This window comes from Sphingomonas phyllosphaerae (assembly GCF_029623345.1).
GTDB classification, from domain to species: domain Bacteria; phylum Pseudomonadota; class Alphaproteobacteria; order Sphingomonadales; family Sphingomonadaceae; genus Sphingomonas; species Sphingomonas phyllosphaerae_C.
This window is the reverse complement of record NZ_JAPYKH010000010.1, coordinates 29324-47282: the sequence shown is the minus strand read 5'-3', so window position 1 is coordinate 47282 and position 17959 is coordinate 29324. Positions and strand designations below refer to the sequence as shown.

General features: G+C 69.5%; 13 protein-coding genes and 1 pseudogene. 3 read left to right on the top strand and 11 right to left on the bottom strand.

The features are described 5' to 3' along the window. Window positions 1-16: 16 nt before the first annotated feature. Window positions 17-2371 (top strand): TonB-dependent receptor plug domain-containing protein, encoded by a 2355-nt coding sequence (locus QBJ89_RS11360; RefSeq protein WP_277980616.1) that lies wholly within the window; start codon window positions 17-19, stop codon window positions 2369-2371. Window positions 2372-2381: 10 nt separating this feature from the next. Here QBJ89_RS11360 and QBJ89_RS11355 read toward each other — a convergent pair whose 3' ends face one another. Beyond that, on the bottom strand, window positions 2382-3275 hold the full coding sequence (locus QBJ89_RS11355) for an SGNH/GDSL hydrolase family protein (protein ID WP_277980615.1): 894 nt from the start codon (window positions 3273-3275) through the stop codon (window positions 2382-2384). A 310-nt stretch (window positions 3276-3585) separates the two neighbouring features. On the opposite strand from QBJ89_RS11355, the gene QBJ89_RS11350 reads away from it, so the two are divergent. Next, complete coding sequence (locus tag QBJ89_RS11350; protein ID WP_277980614.1) at window positions 3586-4668, top strand: acyltransferase family protein; 1083 nt, start codon at window positions 3586-3588, stop codon at window positions 4666-4668. A 271-nt stretch (window positions 4669-4939) separates the two neighbouring features. Here the strand turns inward: QBJ89_RS11350 and QBJ89_RS11345 are convergent, their stop codons facing one another. Further along, entirely contained in the window at window positions 4940-6322 is a 1383-nt protein-coding gene (locus QBJ89_RS11345; RefSeq protein ID WP_277980613.1) for a methyl-accepting chemotaxis protein, read from the bottom strand. A 125-nt stretch (window positions 6323-6447) separates the two neighbouring features. On the opposite strand from QBJ89_RS11345, the pseudogene QBJ89_RS11340 reads away from it, so the two are divergent. Continuing rightward, a pseudogene (locus QBJ89_RS11340) lies at window positions 6448-6852 on the top strand (cupin domain-containing protein); the annotation flags it as partial. Between the two features lie 19 nt (window positions 6853-6871). Here the strand turns inward: QBJ89_RS11340 and QBJ89_RS11335 are convergent. The 9 genes from QBJ89_RS11335 to QBJ89_RS11295 all read right to left on the bottom strand — a co-directional run bounded on the left by QBJ89_RS11335 (window position 6872) and on the right by QBJ89_RS11295 (window position 17897). Beyond that, window positions 6872-7630: a metallophosphoesterase family protein gene (locus tag QBJ89_RS11335; protein ID WP_277980612.1), complete on the bottom strand. Its 759-nt coding sequence runs from the start codon at window positions 7628-7630 to the stop codon at window positions 6872-6874. Window positions 7631-7646: 16 nt separating this feature from the next. Then, complete coding sequence (locus QBJ89_RS11330; protein WP_277980611.1) at window positions 7647-9056, bottom strand: hypothetical protein; 1410 nt, start codon at window positions 9054-9056, stop codon at window positions 7647-7649. A 96-nt stretch (window positions 9057-9152) separates the two neighbouring features. Further along, a complete protein-coding gene (locus QBJ89_RS11325) occupies window positions 9153-10466 on the bottom strand; it encodes a Gfo/Idh/MocA family protein (protein WP_277980610.1) in 1314 nt (437 codons plus the stop codon). 3 nt (window positions 10467-10469) lie between these two features. Further along, window positions 10470-11297: an aldo/keto reductase gene (locus QBJ89_RS11320; protein WP_277980609.1), complete on the bottom strand. Its 828-nt coding sequence runs from the start codon at window positions 11295-11297 to the stop codon at window positions 10470-10472. Between the two features lie 148 nt (window positions 11298-11445). Continuing rightward, window positions 11446-12342, bottom strand: coding sequence for a glycosyltransferase family 2 protein (locus tag QBJ89_RS11315; RefSeq protein WP_277980608.1), 897 nt, complete (start codon window positions 12340-12342; stop codon window positions 11446-11448). Next, window positions 12339-13628 (bottom strand): hypothetical protein, encoded by a 1290-nt coding sequence (locus QBJ89_RS11310; protein WP_277980607.1) that lies wholly within the window; start codon window positions 13626-13628, stop codon window positions 12339-12341. Before QBJ89_RS11310 ends, QBJ89_RS11315 begins: the two co-directional genes overlap by 4 nt. A gap of 230 nt (window positions 13629-13858) precedes the next feature. Then, complete coding sequence (locus tag QBJ89_RS11305) at window positions 13859-15973, bottom strand: GumC family protein (RefSeq protein WP_277980606.1); 2115 nt, start codon at window positions 15971-15973, stop codon at window positions 13859-13861. A 44-nt stretch (window positions 15974-16017) separates the two neighbouring features. Beyond that, window positions 16018-17343: an outer membrane beta-barrel protein gene (locus QBJ89_RS11300; RefSeq protein ID WP_277980605.1), complete on the bottom strand. Its 1326-nt coding sequence runs from the start codon at window positions 17341-17343 to the stop codon at window positions 16018-16020. Next, window positions 17343-17897, bottom strand: coding sequence for a polysaccharide biosynthesis/export family protein (locus QBJ89_RS11295; RefSeq protein WP_277980604.1), 555 nt, complete (start codon window positions 17895-17897; stop codon window positions 17343-17345). Before QBJ89_RS11295 ends, QBJ89_RS11300 begins: the two co-directional genes overlap by 1 nt. Window positions 17898-17959: the final 62 nt, after the last annotated feature.

Sequence of the window (17959 nt, the reverse complement as noted above, 5' to 3'; positions counted from 1 at the left end):
TCGTGAGGAACCGATCATGCCGTCCGTTTCTTCCCGTCTGTCCGTCGCCGCCGCGCTCGCCGCCGCCGTCTCCAGCCCGGCACTGGCCCAGCAGACTACTGACGCAGCCGCCGAGGCAGCGGACGTGGTAGTCACCGGCTCGCGCGACCCGACCGTGACCGCGCGGCAGAGCGCGAGCCCGATCACGATCGTGTCGGACGCGGCCTTGCGCTCGACCGGCCTGCCCGACCTGCGCGACTCGATGGTGCAACTGGTACCGTCGCTGTCGCGCCCGCTGCACGGGCTTGATCAGGCCTCGCTGGTCGACTCGATCAGCCTGCGCGGGCTGACCGCGGACCAGACCTTGGTGCTGGTCAACGGCAAGCGCCGCCATCCCACCGCGGCGGTGGTGCTCGATCCCGGCCCGCAGCAGGGCACCGCGCCGGTCGACCTCGACCTGCTCCCCGCCGCGGCGATCGCGCGCGTCGAGGTGCTCGAGGACGGCGCGGCAGCGCAATATGGCTCGGACGCGATCGCGGGGGTGATCAACCTGATCCTCCGCGACGACACCGCGACCGAGGCGCGCGCACTGGCCGGGCGGACCTATGTCGGCGACGGTATCTCGGGCGCGCTGTCGGCCGGCGCGGGCGTGGCGCTGGGCGAGGGCGGGCACGCGCGCTGGACCGCCGAGCTGGTCGATCGCGACCGCACCGATCGCGAGGGTCGCGACACGCGCACCGGCCTGTACGACAATCCCGCGATCGGCGCGCCGCGCACCGGGCGTGCCGCGCTGGCGCTCGACGCCGATTATCGGCTCGGCGCGGCGACGCTATACGGCGACGCCAGCTGGGCGCGCCGCGGCGCGGGACGGCTCGCCTTCCGCCGGCTGGGCGACGTGCTCCCCACGCTCTACCCGCACGGCTTCCAACCCGAGGAGACGATCGCCGAGCAAGACGCCGCCGCTACGATCGGCGCGCGCGGCGGCGCGCGCGACGGCTGGCACTGGGACCTGAGCACGAGCTACGGCAGCGACCGCATCGACCTGGGGCTGCGCGACACCGCCAACCTCGGCCTCTACGCCGCGACCGGGGCGACGCCGACCGCAGTAGCGATCGGGCGCTATCGACTGGGGCAGTGGACCAGCACGCTCGACCTGCGCCGGCCGATCGCGCTGGCGTGGCTCGCCGCGCCGCTCCACCTCGCGCTGGGTGGCGAATATCGGCGCGAGACCTATGCGATCGATCCGGGCGAACCGGCGGCCTATGTGCTCGGCGGAACGCAGGGCTATCAGGGCCTGTCGCCCGACAATCGCACGCACGCCGATCGCTCGGTCACCGCGGGCTATGCCGATCTGGCCGTGCCGCTCGCGCGGGCGTGGCGGCTCGACGCGGCGGGGCGCTACGAACATTACAGCGACGCGGGCGACACGCTGACGGGCAAGCTGGCAACACGGCTCAATTTGTCGGACGCGTTCGCGTTGCGCGCCGGCGCGGGCACCGGCTTCCGCGCGCCCACGCTGGCGCAGTCGCAATTCAGCAGCATCGTCGTCTCGCCCAGTTATGCCAACGCGCAGGTGGCGGTCACCTCCGCAGCGGCGCGCGCGCTCGGCGCCGCGCCGTTGCGACCTGAGCGTTCGACCCACCTCGGCGCGGGGGCGGTGGCGCGGCTGGCCGGCTCGCTCGACCTGACGCTCGACGGCTATCAGATCATCGTGCGCGACCGGATCGTCACCGGCGGCGCCTATAACGGCCGGATCGCGCTCGACGCGCTCGCGCTGCAGGGCGTGACGCTGCCCGCCGGGCTGACGCCGGAGAGCACCGCGGTGCAATATTACGCCAACGGCGTGCGTACGCGGACTCGCGGTTTCGACCTGACATTGCGCTACCACGCGGTGCTGGCGGGCGAGGCGACGTTCGACGCCGACCTTGCCGGCACCGCGGGGCGCACCGAGGTGACCCATGTCGGCCGCGACCAGCTCGGCCGCGCGCTGCTCGACGCACAGGGCATCGGCTATCTTACCACGGCCTATCCCGCGTCGCGTGTGGTCGTCGGCGCCGCAGTGGCGACGCCGCGCTGGGACGTCACGCTGCACGAGCTCCGCTATGGCGCGACACGATCGCAGCTGACCTTCTACTCCGGACCAGACGCCTTCTCGACCGAGCGCTTCCGCGATTTCACGAACGCGGCGCGCTGGGTAACCAACGTCGAGCTCGGCCTGCGCCTCGCCGGTTCGCTCCGCGCCGCAGTCGGGGCGAACAACCTGTTCGACGCTTACCCGTCGCGGCTGCCCGCGGCGAACGCGTATATCGGCGCGATGCGCTACGATCTGGCGAGCCAGCAGCTCGGGCAGGACGGCGGCTTCTATTACCTGCGCCTGCGGCTGGGGGGGTGAGCGCGGCGACTCACTTCAGCAGCGCGTCGATCGCTTTCGCGTAGATCAGCGCGAGCTTGCCCTGGCCACCCGCACCGTTGGCGCCGCCGTCGGTGGGGTGGAGCCCGTCCTTGTAGAGTGTCTTGTCGAGCGGCGCGGTGTCGGGGCCCATCACGGGGTCGGCAGCGAAGTCGATCACCGCGTCGATCTCATGCCCGACCGCGGCGCGGAGCTCGGCGTTGACGATCTGGCGCCGCTCGTTGTGAACGCTGGTATAGTGCGGCTGGTCGGGCATGTTGATCGGCAGCAGCGTGCCCACCGCCACCGTCACCCCGGCGGCCTTGAAGCGCGCGGTGTAGCGGAACAATTGCTCGAGCCAGGCGCGCGCGCCGCCGGCGGCCTGGAGGTCGTTGGCGCCGATCAGCACGGTAAGCAGGCGCGGGTGGAGCGCGAGGTCGGCGTCGGCGCGTGCCTCCAGGTCGTTGACGCCCGAGCCGCCGACCGCCTTGCCGTAGAAGGTCACCTTGGGGTGCGACGCGGCGTACAGACCCGTGTGGCTGCCGCCCCAGAAGACCGAAATCGAGTCGCCCTCGGACAGCACGCCCCTGCCACTCGGCGCCGGGGCAGGTACGGAACTCGGCGTGGCGGCGGGCGCGGGCTCGGCGGTCGCCGCCGAGACCGGCACCGCGCTGGGTGATGCGCTCGGGGCCGGAGAGGGGGCGGGAGCCGGGCCGACGACCGGGGCGGCCGCCGCAACCACCGCGACCGGTGCGGCGAGCGAGGCCGCCGCGGCGCTGCCACCGCCTCCGCCGCACGCCGAGAGCGAGGCGAAGGCGACGAGCGCGGCGGCGCGGGAGAGGGGGCGGGGAAGAGGGCGCCGCAGCGGGCGGGTGGCAGCGGCCGGCGACATCGACGCGATCGTCATGGGAAAGCTCACTCCTGCGCCGCGCCGCGGCCGTCGGACGCGTGGTTACCGGCTCGTGGTTGACAAGAGGTAAATAGTTTCCGTCGTTCGGGACTCGATACCACCACGGTGAGGCGCGACATCTCTGTCCAGAAGTGGAGCAGATTGTACATTAAAGCAAATGTAAGCCGCGTCGTGCCAGGATTGGCGCGGTGATAGGGATCGGTCTGGCCGGCGGATGGAATCTCTCGTGATTCCCTCATCCATGTTGGCGATTGCGACGAGTGGGGGCGGGAACTTGGCGAGAGGTGACGGGGCGCCCGGCGCGCCGATGGGACATATCGCACCACTCGACGGCATTCGCGCCTGCGCGGTGGCGATCGTCATGCTGTCGCACGCCGGGCTCGAGCGCATCGTCCCGGGTGGGCTGGGTGTCTCGGCTTTCTTCTTCCTGTCGGGCTATCTCATCACCACGCTGATGCGGGTCGAGCAGGCGCGCACCCAGGCGGTGAGCCTGCGCGGTTTCTACGCACGGCGCGTGCTGCGGATCGTGCCGCCAATGTGGATCACGCTCGGGCTCGGGCTGCTGCTGGTGCTCGCCGGTGTGCTGCCGGCGAGCGGGGGCAACGGTCTCGATCCGCGCGGTCTGGCGGCGCAGTTCCTGTTCCTCAACAACTATACCGACAGCTTCGGGCTGAGCGGCGCGGTGCCCGGCATGCCGGTCTGGTCGCTGGCGGTTGAGGAACATTATTACCTCGCCTTTCCGCTGCTGTATGTCGCGGTGTTGCGACGATTGCCGAACGCGCGCGCGGCGCAGCTGTGCCTGGCGCTTTGCGTACTGGTGCTGCTGGTGCGCGGCGCACACGCGCTCGCCGGAGACCCGCTCGACCAGCTCTATTACTGGTCGCACACGCGGGTCGACAGCATCCTCGCCGGCTCGTGCCTGGCGCTCTACCGCAACCCGGTGCTCGACGGCGCCGCGGCGTGGCGGCCGCGGCGGTGCGAGACATTGCTGGCGGCGGCGCTGCTGCTCGCCACGCTGGCGATCCGTCATGAGCTGTTCCGTCAGACGATCCGCTACTCGCTTCAGTCACTCGCCTTCTTCGTCCTGTTCGCGGCGGTGCTGCAGTCGCGCGGCCGAATGGCGCGCTTTTTCTCCTCGGCGCCCTTGAAGCTCGTCGGTGACTATTCGTACAGCCTGTACCTCTCGCATCTGCTGCTGCTGACGCTGGTGATGGCGCTGACCGGCACCGCGAGCCGCGGTGCGGCGGCGCTGGTCGCCTATCCGCTAGCCTTCGTCTACGCCGCGGCGATGTACCGCTGGGTCGACCAGCCGCTGGCGCGGGTGCGGCGCGCGCTCCACCGCGGCGGCTACCGGCTGCGGCCGATGGCGGCGCGCACCGTGGTGGTGTGACGATGCGCCGCCGGACGGGTCGGGCGCCTTTGGTCGAGATCTGAGCCGACGGCAAAGCGGCGCGTGACGCGGAGCAGGAGCCTCGTCGTTGATACGTCGGGCGGCTTTCGCGACACCTCGATGTCGGGTCTTCAGCCGATCGATGCAGGCGAGGGTGGCGAACATCATCTTGACGCGGGTGAGCCACCCAGAGCCGGCGCTCCCGTGCCCCAACTGGGTCAGGCGAGTGCGCACCGACCGAGTAAGCGCGACCTCCTCCTCGGCTCGATCATCACCCCTGATTCTCGTACGCCAGCTGGAGTACGCCCCAGTGCGCACCGTCGACGCTGATTGAGGCGATCACCTGCTTGAGCAGCACCACCCCGCCGCCGGCCAGCGGGCGGCGATAGGCCTTGAGGCAGAAGGGCTGGGTGATCTTCACCTGCACGGCGGTTTCGGGAAAATGGAAGAACACGCCCGCGCGCGAAAATTCGCTGTTCCATTTGGGATCGCCCGGACGCTGCGGCAGCGAGCGCTCGGGCATAGCCACCGCGCCGAAGCAGTTGCGGTCGGTGAAGCTCATCCCGAAGAAGCCCGGCAGCGCGCGCGCCGATTCCTGGTGCGGTCGCGCCAGTGAGGTGATCAGCGCCATCGCCGGGTGCGTGAACAGCGCAGGGTCGGTGTCGGGCACGGGAACATAGCGCTCGCTTAAGATAACCTCGCGGCTGATCTCGCCCGTGCCGGCGGCGCGCGCGAGCCCCGCGGAGACCTGGCGCGCCGCCTCCAGCGCGAAGCGTATGTAAGGCCGGTCGGGCATATCGGCGTCGCTCTCGGCGAGCCGCTGGAGCAGGTCGTTGGTGTCGTCGCTCACGCTCGTCACCCGATCGGAGAGGCGCTGCAGCCCCTGCGCATTGTCCGACGACGTGCGCGCCAGCTCGCCGAGCCCGCCCTCGACCTCGCCGACCGCATGGACCATCGAGCCGATCCGGTCGGCGACGCCCTCGCTCGAGCGCGTCAGCCCGTCCATCAGCCCGCGCAGCCGTGCCACCAGCGCCTCGATGTCGCGGGTGCCGCGGTGCGCCGAGCGCGCGGTGGCGACGCCGGCGTCGACCTTCCCCAGCATCGCGTCGGCCTGGGTGGTAAGCGTGTCGATCGAGCCGGTGATCCGCGCCGTCGCCACCGCGGTCTCGGAGGCGAGCTTCTTGACCTCGCCCGCCACCACGGCGAACCCGCGCCCCGCCTCGCCCGCACGGGCCGCCTCGATCGTGGCGTTGAGCGCGAGCAGGTTGGTCTGCTTGGCGATGGCGTCGATCGTCGCGGTGACGCGCGCGACCTCCTCCAGCGCCGCGGTGAAGCCGCCGATGCTCTCGTGGATGCGGCTGACCTGGGTGATCAGCTCGACCACGTCGCTGGTCGCCGCCTCGACCTGGACGTGCGAGTCGGCCAGCACCGCATGTGCGCCCGCGGTATGCTCGCGCGCGCTGCGCGCCGCGGCGGCGACCTCGTCGACGTCGTCGGCAAGCCGGCCGGTCTGCCGTCCGATCTGCTCGATCGTGCCGGCCTGCGCGGTGACACGGGTGGAGAGCTCGGCGATGTCGGCCTGCAAGTCGAGCGTGCGCAGTCCCAGCTCACCCGACCGGCGGGCCGCCTCCGCAATCGTCTGATCCAGCGTCAACGCAAAGGTCCTCCCACCATGGTAAGCGGCTAACAGGCTGAGGTTAACGGGTTTCTACCCGTCGTTCGAGGGGCGACGTCAGGTTCGCTTGACCGCGCCGGCCCAGTCGGCTGCACTCTGCGGCGATGACGCAGGACCTGATCCGCCAGCTCGGCCTTTCCCCGCACCCCGAGGGCGGCCACTATCGCGAGACACTGCGGCTGCCGCCCGGCCCCGACGGACGCTCGCGCATGACCGCGATCCTGTTCCTGCTCGGCGAAGGCGAGCGCTCGCATTGGCACCGCGTCGATGCCGACGAGCTATGGCTGTGGCACGCCGGCGCGCCGCTCACGCTGGCAATCTCGGACGAGCCGCCGCTGCAGCTCGGCGCCGACGTCGCCGCGGGCGAGCGGCCGCAGGCGCTGGTGCCCGCCGGGGCGTGGCAGGCCGCGTCGGCGGAGCGGGGTTGGGCGCTGGTGAGCTGCGTCGTCGTGCCCGGCTTCGAGTTCACCGGGTTCGAGCTCGCTCCGCCGGACTGGCAGCCACGCGGCTGTGCCGCGCTGGTGGCGGTCAGCCGGCGAGACGAACGGGGAAAGGGCGCGGCGCGCGACCGTGGGTCTCGATCAGCGACACGTCCGCACCGTCGAACGCGGCCGCGGTGAGCCGGCCGCTGAGATAGCTGCCGCTATCGAGGCACAGCCGACCGGGGCCGGCATAGGCCTCTTCCTTGGGCGTGTGGCCGTGCACGATCAGCCAAGGATCGTCGCGCTCGGCCTGAAGGAATTCGCTGCGAATCCACAGCAGATCGCGCTTCTCTTGCTGCTCCAGTGCGACGCCCGGGCGGATACCGGCATGGACGAAGAGCAACCGGCCCTGCACCACAGAGAGCTCGCACCGTTCGAGGAAAGCACGATGCGACGACGGCACCGCGGCGCGGAAGGCATCGCGACGCGCTGCCCAGGCGGAGCGCGACTCCTCCTTCGGCGGCTCGACGCCGTAAGAGCGCAACGTCGTGTCACCGCCGTGTTTGGCCCAACCCAGCCCGCTGATCCGCCCGTCGAGATAGTCGAGCATGGCGTCCTCATGGTTGCCCAGCAGGAAGCGGCTCTCGAACGCCGGGTCGTCGGCGAAGGCGAGGAGCTGGTCGATCACCTCGCGCGAGCGCGGACCGCGATCGATGTAGTCGCCGAGGAAGACGATCAGCGCACGTCCCGTCACCGCGCGTGCGGCGCGATCGGCGCGGACCTGATCGAGCAGGCGGACGAGCAGATCGGCGCGGCCATGGATGTCACCCACGGCATAGGTCAAGCGGTCGGTGAGCGGCGGCATCGGTCCTCCTGGTCGCTCACGCTGCCGCGGGAACTGCGGTCGGTGCCGCGGCGCTGCGCGACCGTCGCGTCTTAGGCGCGTCGCGCAGGATGAACATCGACGACAGCATGACCAGCGCGATCGGGTTCAGGGGCGTCAGCAGGGTGCCCTCGAACGAGTACCACAGGACCAGGATGATGGCGAATTGGCGGCTGGGCGTACGATCGAACATCGAGAAGAGCAGGAAGGCGTAGAGCAGCAGCCCTTGGATCAGGCCATATTCCACCACCGCCTTGACGATCGGCCACCAGAAGGTGTTGCCGCCGCGCTCGATCTGCCCGGGGCCAACGCCGGAATAGACCGCGGAGGGATCGAGCAGCGCGCGTCGTACGCGATCGAGCGGTTCGATGAAGCGCGAGCTGCCGCTGCTCCCCTGCTTATCGAATTCGCCCATCCGGTTTGCGACCATGTCGAACCATTGCAGCTGCAATGCCACGAACAGCGCGATGAACGCGGTCGCCAATACCGTGATGAACGTACGAACGTTCATGCGCGTGAAGACGATGGGCAGCGCTACCAGCAGCAGCGCCAGCCCGGTGCCCGCGAAGGTCGCGAACAGAGTTGCGCCGAAGAAGATCACGCGCATCATTCGATTGAGAAAGAGCAGTTCGATGATCAGCGCCAGCGAGATGAACTGTGAGATGAACGAAACCTCAAGGAAGGTGATCCCCGAAGGCTTCATATACTTCATGCCGAACTGAAGCGGCTGGATGTAGAGAAACTCAGGAACGAGATAGGCGCTAGGTATAAGCTTGTCGAGGTTGGGCCAATATTGCCAGCCTATACTAAACTGTATGGCATGTTGTATCCATACGATCGCCGCGAAGGCCAACATGAGGTTGCTGAACAACGTGAGGCACTTCCTGTGAGTCTCCGGCGTGGTGTCGAACGCCACCAGGAAGGGGAGGTAGAGCAGGAAGTACAAGCCGATGCTGCTGAGCGAGAAAGAGGTCGTGAACAGCACGGTACTGAGCGCCGAGGTGATCACCACCGCGAGATACAGCATGGCGCGCTCGGGCCGGAACACTGGGCGAGCGAACAGCACGCCCACCGTCAGCGCGATCAGCGCGATCGGGAAGATCACCGGAATGATCGCGCCGGACGGTCCGACGCCGATCTTCTGCAGCACGGTGATACCGATCAGCATCGCGGTGAAGACGCCGACGATCACCTTCTGCTGAACGGCGTCCTGCTCGTGCGACTCAGGCTCGCCGGTCGCACTGCTGACCGACGGTCCGCTGCCGCTGTTACTGCTGCTGCCGCCGCCACCGCTGCTGCCGCTGCTGCGCCGTACGCGCCGCCGGGGCGCCTCGCCGCCCTTGATCGGCATGCCGAATTGGTCGAGCGCCGGTGGCGCGCGGCGGCCGTCGTCGGATCCCTCACTCACCGCCACCACTCTCCCTCACCGGCTAAGCGCATCGATACACGGAAGCCTTCGACCGTGTCCATCGGCGCCCCGCCATGCGCACTGTCCCGTCCCGGCTCAGCGCCGGTGCATTCGCTCGACCGCGCTCGCGGCGGTGCGCTCGGCCAGCCGCGCGCGATAGCCGGCGCGATAATCGGGCGCGTCGGCGAGCTCGGCGGGCAGCGCGAGCGGGGCGAAGCTGGTAGTCGGTACCACGGTGGCGCCACGCGCGCCCGCATCCTGCACCAGCATCGTCAGCTCGTTGAGGTGCATCAGGAAGTCCGGTCCCATCAACTGCGGGCGCCCTTCCGCCAGCGCCTTGCCCATCTCGGCGATGCCGAGGATCTTGTCCTGCGCATACACCTCGCGGCGGCGCAGCCAGCTGACCAGCCGGTGCTTGGGCGAGTTGCCGACGCCGCGCTCGGCCTCGACCGCGTGCGACTTCCAGCGCCGCACCAGCGACAGGCGCCGGCCCTTGATGCCGAAGCGGCGCCCGATCGCGGGCTGGCTGCGCGCGCTGTACGCCTTGCGCGCGCTGAGACTCACGCGCGAAAAGCGCTCCAGGAATACCGGCGACTGGTCGTGGAAGACGTTGTCGACGCTGATCTCGCCCGCCTCGCCGATGACCCGCATCTGATGGTCGCGCGGCGCCACCCAGCTGCACGTCACCCGCGCCGCGACGCCGCCGTCGAAGGCGAGGCACGCCACCGACAAATCGGGTGTGGTCGCGGGGTGGAGCGGCTCGGGCGTGTTCTTGTCGGGTACCAGGCAGGTCGAGAAGGCGGTCACCGCGCGCACCGGACCGAACAACGCACACAGCCACGCGAGGTGATAGCCGATATGCTCGACGGTGCAGCCTTCCTGCAGCTCCTCAGCGTAGGGAAAGGGCGCGCCGGTCGGGCTGGTCACGGTGTCGAGCCGCATCAGATGCGCGGGATTGTCGTCGAGCTCGGCATAGACCAGCACGGGGCGGCCGATCGCGCCATCGGCGATCGCCTTCCACAAGGTCATGATCGCGTCCGAGTAGAGGTTGCACGGCGCCGCGGCGAGCACGCGGCCCTTCGCCTCGGCCAGCTCGAACAAAGCGCGGGTGCGCGCCGGCTCGGTGGTGATCGGCTTCTCGGTATAGACGTGCTTGCCCGCCTCGAGCGCGCGGCGGGTCACCTCCTCGTGCGAGGCGATGCTGGTGAGGTTGATCACCACCTCGACGCGCGCGTCCGCCAGCAGCGCGTCGAGCGAGGGGTAGAGCGGGAAGCCGTAATGCTGGTGCACGACCGCGGCGCGCGCGGCGTCGCGATCGTAGACGCCGCAGATCTCGATCTCGGGATAAGCCCAGCGCGTACGCATGTAGATGTCGAACACATAGCCGCAGCCGACGAACGCGATCTTCATGCTTCAGTCCCCCTGATGATGGTCGCCGACCGCCGCCGCCAGCGCGCGGACGCGCTCGGGCTGGCGCGAGCCGATCAGCGTGGTGGTGACCAGCGGCGACGCGTGCGCGCGCTGCACCGCCGTCGCGGCGTCGACGCCGGGCTGGAAGCGCAGCACCTCGCGCGCGATCACCGGTAACCCGCGCGCGCGGATCGCCGCACCGCGCGAGTCGTCGGCGATCACGGCGATCACGTCCCACGGCAGCTCGAGCACCTCGGTCACCTCGCTCGCCAGCGCGACGTCGAGGCTCGCGAGATCGTCGCAGGCGATGCCGACGCGCCGCGCGCGGCCCGATGCCTTGGCCTTCGCGAGCGCGCCGACCGCCTCATCGCGCGCGATCGTCGCGGCGTCGGGGCTGTGGAGCAGGAAGGCGTCGACATGGTCGCTGCGCAGCCGCCGCAGCGAGCCGTCGAGTTCGCGCAGCAGCCCGCCCTCGCTCCAGTCGGTCCGCATCGCGCCGCTGCGCTGCGCGGTCACCGCCGCGCCCATCTGGCGCCGCGCCAGCACCGCGCTCAGCAGCGGCTTGAGCGGGCGCATCAGGCGCATCTTGGCGGAAAAGGCGTTGCCCGCCTTGGTCACCACCTGCGCGCGGTGGCGCTGGCCGCGCAGCGCACGCCCGATCGCGCGCTCACTGTCGCCCTGGCCGTAGATGTTGGCGGTGTCGAGCAAGGTGACGCCGAGATCGAGCGCGAGCTGGATCAGCGCGACGCTGTCGGCGAGCGTGCTGGGATTGTTGAACGACCCCATCTTGGCGCAGCCAAGGCCGAGCGGCGGGAACGCGGGCGCGGTCATCGGCGGGTCTCCGGGTGGTGGATGACGTCAATGCTCCCCTCCCCCTCAGGGGAGGGACAGGGGGTGGGGGCTCTCCACGGACGCGGTGCTCGCGGCGGCGCCCCACACCAACCGCTCCCCTGAAGGGCAGGGGCTGCTCGCGTCCGCCTCACCGCCACAAATGCCCCCCGCAGTCGCGGATGTACCGGCGCGCCGCCGTGCCGATCGGCGCACGCGCGGGGCGGTCGCGGCGGCGCAGCCACGTCACGAACTGGCGCATCGCGCGCACCACGTCCATTTCACCGCGCGCGAAGAAATAAGCATAGGGCGGGAAGGCGATCAGGTTCACCCACACATAAGGCGAGGGCATGCGCAGATAGCTGATGATGAACTTGTTGGTCAGCCGGTCCGATTGCACCTGTCGCTTGGGCTTGCGTCCGGCGGGGTGCTCCAGCTCCTCGCACACGATGTCGGGCTGGTAGCGGATCGTCCACGCGCGATCGATGATGCGGTAGGAGAGCTCGATCTCCTCCAGCCCGTAGAAGAAATCGGGCAGGAAGCCGCCGGTCTCGGCGATCGTCGCGGCGCGGAACGCGACGCAGCCGCCGACGAAGCGGAAGGTGTCGAATGGCTGGGTCAGATCGATCGACTTGTCGGTATGCGGGATCAAATCGGGGCGCGGGCGGGTCTCGCCGCGGACGTGCTTGCGGATCGTGACTGCGCCAAGCCGCGGCGTCGCGTCGAACAGCGCGCCGAAGCGGTCGAGGAAGTCAGGCGTTTCGACGAACACGTCGTCGTCGAGCAGCACGACGATCTCGCCGCGCGCGCGCTCGAACGCTAGGTTGCGCGCGACCACGCCCTTGTTGACCCCGTCCCACAGATGCACCGCGTGTGCGAAGGGGGCGAGCTGCGCGGCGCGGTCGATCCGCTCGACATTGTTGTCGATCACGATCAGCTCATAGTCGGATCGCCCGGCGAGATGCTGGGCGAGCCGCTCGATCACTTCGGCGAGGATCGGCTCGCGCGCATAGGTGAGGATCGCGATCGAGTGGCGGATGTCGGTCATAGCTGGGTCCCTCGCGCGTGGCGCGCCTCGGCAGCGCGCAGCAGCAGCAGGTTGATCGCCTGGGTGATCGCGAAGGCGATCGCCATGCCCGCCACGCCGTGGCGGCCGCCGAGCCACAGGCCGAGGATGGTCAGTGCCGCGGTGACGCAGCGGATCACCAGCATCGTCCGCCCGGCGCGGCGCACGATCAGCAGCGTCTCCGAGGGCAGGTTGAGCCCGAACAGGAAGAAGCCGAGCGCGAGCAGCCGGACGTTGGCGGCCGAGCCGTCATATTGTCCGTGGAAGACGAGCGCGACCACGGGCGCGGCGAAAATGGCGATAAGCGCGAGATACAGGCCGGTCGCGACCGCGATGGTCAGCCGCGAGCGCCGCACCACGCGTGCCAGGCCTGTCATCCCCTCCGCGGCAAAGGCGCGCGCGGCGCGCGGCTTGTCGATCGAGTCGATCGCCGAGACGATGCTCATCGCCGGATTGGTCAGCGTGCGCGCCGCGGTGAACAGCGCAGCGGCGACGGGGCCGACCAGCACGCCGATCACCACCACGATCGAGGCGGTGCTGTAGACCGAATAGGGTAGGTTGGTCGCCGCCAGCCAGCCCGACTCGGCGCGGTGGCGGCGCACCAGCGTTCGCACCCCAGCGCCGTCGGCGCGGGCGGGGGCGAGCCCCGGCAGCGCCAGCGCGAGCGCGGCGAGGCTGGCGAGCACCCAGGCGAGCGCGCCGCCCGGCGCACCCAGGCCGAGCCGACCCGCCATCAGCGCGGCAAGCGCGAGGACGAGAAAGTAGGCGGTGGCGCACAATGCCACCATGTCGGCGCGATCGATCTTGTAGAGCCAGCGGCGTGCGAACTCCCATGCCAGCATGGCGGGCGAGATCAACGCGGTGAGCAGCAAGGGCTCGACCGCCCAGCCGCATTCCGGCCAGCGCCGCGCCGCCAGCGCGACCACGCCGCCGACCGCCGCGGTCGCTGCCGACAATGCCAGCGCGAGCGCGAGCGCGATCCACCACCAGTCGCTGTTCTCGGCGTTTGCCGCGCGCGGGTCGTGGTCCGCGCGGTGGTCAGTGGTGAAGGGCAGCACTGCGGCCGAGCGGTGGAAGCCGGCGATGACGTAATGCAGCCCGATCATCATGCCGACCGCGCCGAACTGGGTCACCGCGAGCGCGCGGCCGAGTAGCGCGAAGGCAATGATGTTGCCTAGCCCCGACGTGCCCTGATCGACCAGCGCATAGAGCCGCGGCGCTGCGGCAGCCCCGACCCGGCGCTCGAGCGGCGCGGCCAGCGTGCGCATCGCGCGTTCGAGGCGTTGCGCCGGGATGGTCGGTCCTCCTCGTCGGGCGATACGGGCTTTGCGGATGGCAAGAGCGTCGCCGTGATCACACTAGCCGGCGTCATCCTGAGCTTGTCTCAGGATCCACCCGTCGGCGCGCACCGCGGCACCTGGCGATGCGGCACGGTGGATCCCGAAGTGAGTTCGGGATGACGTCGCGCGGCGCCGGCCTCCGCCGGCGCCGCCTGGCGTCAGTTGCTGACGTAATATTCCTTCATGTCGGTGTAGTAGTACGACGCGTCGCCATAGCCCGACTGCGCCTGGGTCTTGAGGTTGACCATCGTCATCGCCACACCCGCAACAGAGCCACCGACGGACTCGATCTGGTGGAGCGCGGCGCGCACCGCCTTCACCGGGGTGCGGCGCCAGTGTGTCAGCAGCGCGAGCGAATCGACCAGCGGGATCATCGTGCGCGTGTCCACCACCGCGAGCACCGGCGCGGTGTCGATCAGGATCACCTCGAACTCGCGCCGCAGCGTGGCGAGCATGTCCTTGAACGCCTCGGTCTCGAAGATGCGCTGGCTCTTCTCCGCGCCCGGCGTGATCGGCAGGATGATCGCGCCGGTCTGGTCGGTGATCATGACGTCGCGCAGCGTCGCCTCGCCGTTGAGCGCGTTGGTCCAGCCGATCGCGGCGTCGGGGCACATCGCCTGGGTCACCGAGCGGCGCCGCAGGTCGGCGTCGATGATCACGACCTTGGTCGAGGCCATCGCCAGCACGCGCGCCATCGAGGTCGTGGTCGTGGTCTTGCCCTCGCGCGGCAGCGCGGACGTGACGGCGATAACGCGGCCGCCCTCGGTCTGCGCCTCGCGCGCGTCGAAGATCAGCGTGGTCGCCAGGCTGCGGAACGCCTCGGCGTAGGACGACATCGGATGCAGGATCACCGCTTCGGCCGGGTCCTTCGTCCGCGGCTTGTCGATCGCCGAGGTGAGCGTCGGGATCGAGTTGAGGAAGTCGACGCCGAGCAGGCGCTGGATGTCGTCGATCGTGTTGATCGTCTGCGACCAGCGCTCACGCAGATAGGCCAGCGCCAGGGCTAGCGCGGCACCCAGCGCGAAGCCGACCAGCAGGTTGATCAGCAGCCGCGGCGACGAGGGGTTGAGCGGCGGCACCGCCTCCACAACGATCTGCGCGTCCGGTTGGACGATCGCGAGGTTGGTGGTCTGCTGGCCGACCGTGGCGAGCAGGTTCGAGTAGAGCTGGCGCGCGGCATCGGCCTGGCGCTGCAGCTCGGCCAGTTCGACGCCGGCGCGGACGTTCGACGCGAGGCGACCCTGTGTCTGCGCGAGGCTGGACTCGATCGAGGCCGCGCGCGCGCGTGCCGCGTCGGACTCGGCCCGGACGCTGCGCGACACGCTCGACATCTCGCGATCGACCGATTTGTCGAGCTCGGCGACGCGTTGACGCGCATCGATCACCTGCGGGTTGCGGTCGCCATAGCGGGCGCTCAGCCCGGCGAGGTCGCGCGCCGCCTCGGCGCGCTGCTGGCGCAGACTCGACAGCGCGCTGGTGTCTACGCCGCCCGAGATCACCGTGCTGCCGCTCGCCTGGCCGCGCACCGCGGCCTGCGCTGCCTCGCCGCGCGCGCCGGCGAGCGAGTTGTTCATGTCGGTGAGCGCATCCCCCTGCCCGCTCGACGTCGGGTCGACGACGATGTTGTTGCGCAGGCGATACGCCGCCACCGCGGCATCGGCCTGGCGCGCGCGCTGGCCGAGCAGCTCGAGCTGCTTGTTAAGGTCGGTCTTGCCGCCGTCCTCGGTGCCGGCCTTCTGCTGCGCCTGCACCGTGAGGTAGGCGCGCGAGAAAGCGTTGGCGATGCGCGCCGCGTCGAGCGGGTTGGCATCGGTGTAGCTGACCGTGAACAGCGGGGTCTGACCGACGCGGGTGGCCGTGACATTGGCGAGCAGCGCGGAGGCGAGCGCGTCGACAGACTGGCCGCTCGGGTCCATCGACTTGGCCACCTCGCGAAGGCGCGCGTTGTTCAGCACGGCCTTGTCGCGCAGCACCTGCTTGGCGACCGGCAGCGAGTTGACGATCTGCAGCTGCGCGCTGATCGCCGCGTCACGCTCCTGGTCGGTCAGCGAGCGCTGCGCCTGCGCGCCAGCATCGCGTGCCAGCGTCGCGGCCGGCGCATATTGCAGCTGAGTCGTGGCCGTATACTTGGGCGACATCAGCTTGGTGCCGACATAGGCCAAAACCAGCATGGCGGCGACGATCGCGACGCTGAGTGGCAGGTGCCGCTTCAAACGCGAGAACAGCCCAGCGAGATCCTGCGGTCCAGGGTCTCGGATTGTCTCCTGATTCATAAACTACCTGCGCTGGCTGGGACTGATGGTGACATCGCCCTGGGTCAAATCCTGAATTTCATGCTGGTGAGCGCGCGGAATTCGTTGATCCCCGGTCCGCGCTGCGCCCCCGAGCTCTGACGCGAGCTGTAATTGGCGTCGAGGCTCAACACCCACCGGCGATTGAGCGTGTAATCGAAGCCACCGACCGCGATGACGCCGGTGTCCTTGCGATCGATGTTCTTGAAGTCGCCGGTGAAGTAATCCAGCCCGAGATAAGGGATAAGATTGCGGAGCAACTCGTGGTTGACCCGCGCCCCGGCCCGGCTGGCGATATAGCCCGGCGACCCGCGGATCGCGGCTTCCTCGGGCTGACGCGAGACGACGGCCGAGATCGTGGTCAGCGGCGATAAGTAGTAATCGGCGCGGAGATCGATCGCGATGCCGCCGATCGGCACGAAGACCGGGCTGGCATAGGTACGACGGAAATAGCCGACGCCGCCCGCGACGCGCAGCAGCTCGCTGACGTCCGCGATCGCACCCGCGCCGCCGCGCCATTCGCTGCTGGTGCGATCGTCGAGCGGGTTGGTCGTCACGTAATCGGTGCGCCGGTAGGTGCCTTGCGCGAAGATCGAATTGTCCGGGCTGAGCTGATACTCGGCGCGCACGGTGCCGCGGTAGACGTCGCGGTCGCGGAACGAGAGGTCGAGCCGCGTGCCGGTGGTACTGACCGTGTCGTTGTAACGGAAGTTGTTGAAGTCGCCGCTGAAGGTCCAGCGTAGGCGGTTGGTTACCAACGCTGCACGCAACATGCCACGGGCCTGATCGACCGCGACAGAGCCGGCGCCGTTCACCGGGAAGTTCGCCTCCTGCTGGCTCTCATAGGTGCGACGATATGAGGCAGCGCCGCTGACCTGGCTGTCGCCGTAGATGTCGAGCCGCCCGTTCAGCTCGGCGAGGAAACCGTCCTCGTCGCGCGGGGAAGTCCAGCGATACCGCACGCCCGTGTAGTTTACCACGCCGCGCAGCTCATGCCGGCCCCAATCGCTGCGGAGCGTCAATTGCGGCGTCACGACCGCGAACGTGTCCGAGCGCGGGTTCGCCGAGGCGCCGACCACGTTGGTGGTGAGGCCGATGCCGGCGCTTACGTCGGGGTAGAGACGGAAACTGCCGAGCGGCAGGCCGATCGGCGAGAGCTCGGGCTTCTGCCGCTCGAGCACGCCCTGATTGCGTCCGGTCTGTGTGGTCAGCGGAATCTCGGAGTCGAGCAACTGACCGAAGACCTGCGCGTCGGCGGCAACCGGCCATGCCGCACCCGCCGCGAGCAGCGCGCCGACCAGCGGGGCGTTCGCCGCCGCGGACCGACGCGCGCGCGAGAGAGCGCGGCGCATCAGAAGTAGCGCTCGCCGACTCTGATCGTGTCGCCGGGCTGGATCAGCAGGTCGTTGGTGACGCGGACGCGATATTCCTGCGGATCGCCCTCGCGCTTGACGAACACCTCGCCCTTCTTGGCGCGATAGGTGAAGCCGCCGGCGCGGGCGACCGCGGACAGGACGGTCATGCCCTGCGCATATTCATACTGGCCAGGCGTGTTGACCTCACCGAGAATATAGAAGGGGCGATAGTTGACGATCGTCACCGCCACGCTCGGGTTCTGCACGAACCCATCGGCGAGCCGAGCGCGAATGTCCTCGGAGACCTGGTTGGCCGAGCGGCCCTTCGCCATCACGCGGCCGATCAGCGGCAGCGTCACGCTACCGTCGGGGCCGACCAGCTGCTCGCCGGTGAGCTCCTGCTCGCCGTAGACCGCGATCTGCACCTTGTCGCCCGGCCCGAGCAGATAGACGGGCACACTCGTCGCCGCGGCGGGCGCGGGCGCGTTCTGCGCCCCCGCTAGGCCCGCATTGGCAAGCAGGATCAGACCCCAACAGGCTGTGATACGCACCGACACTGCTCCCCGGTTAACGGCGTTGATACCTACCAGTGAAGATGACGCGCCGTCAATAT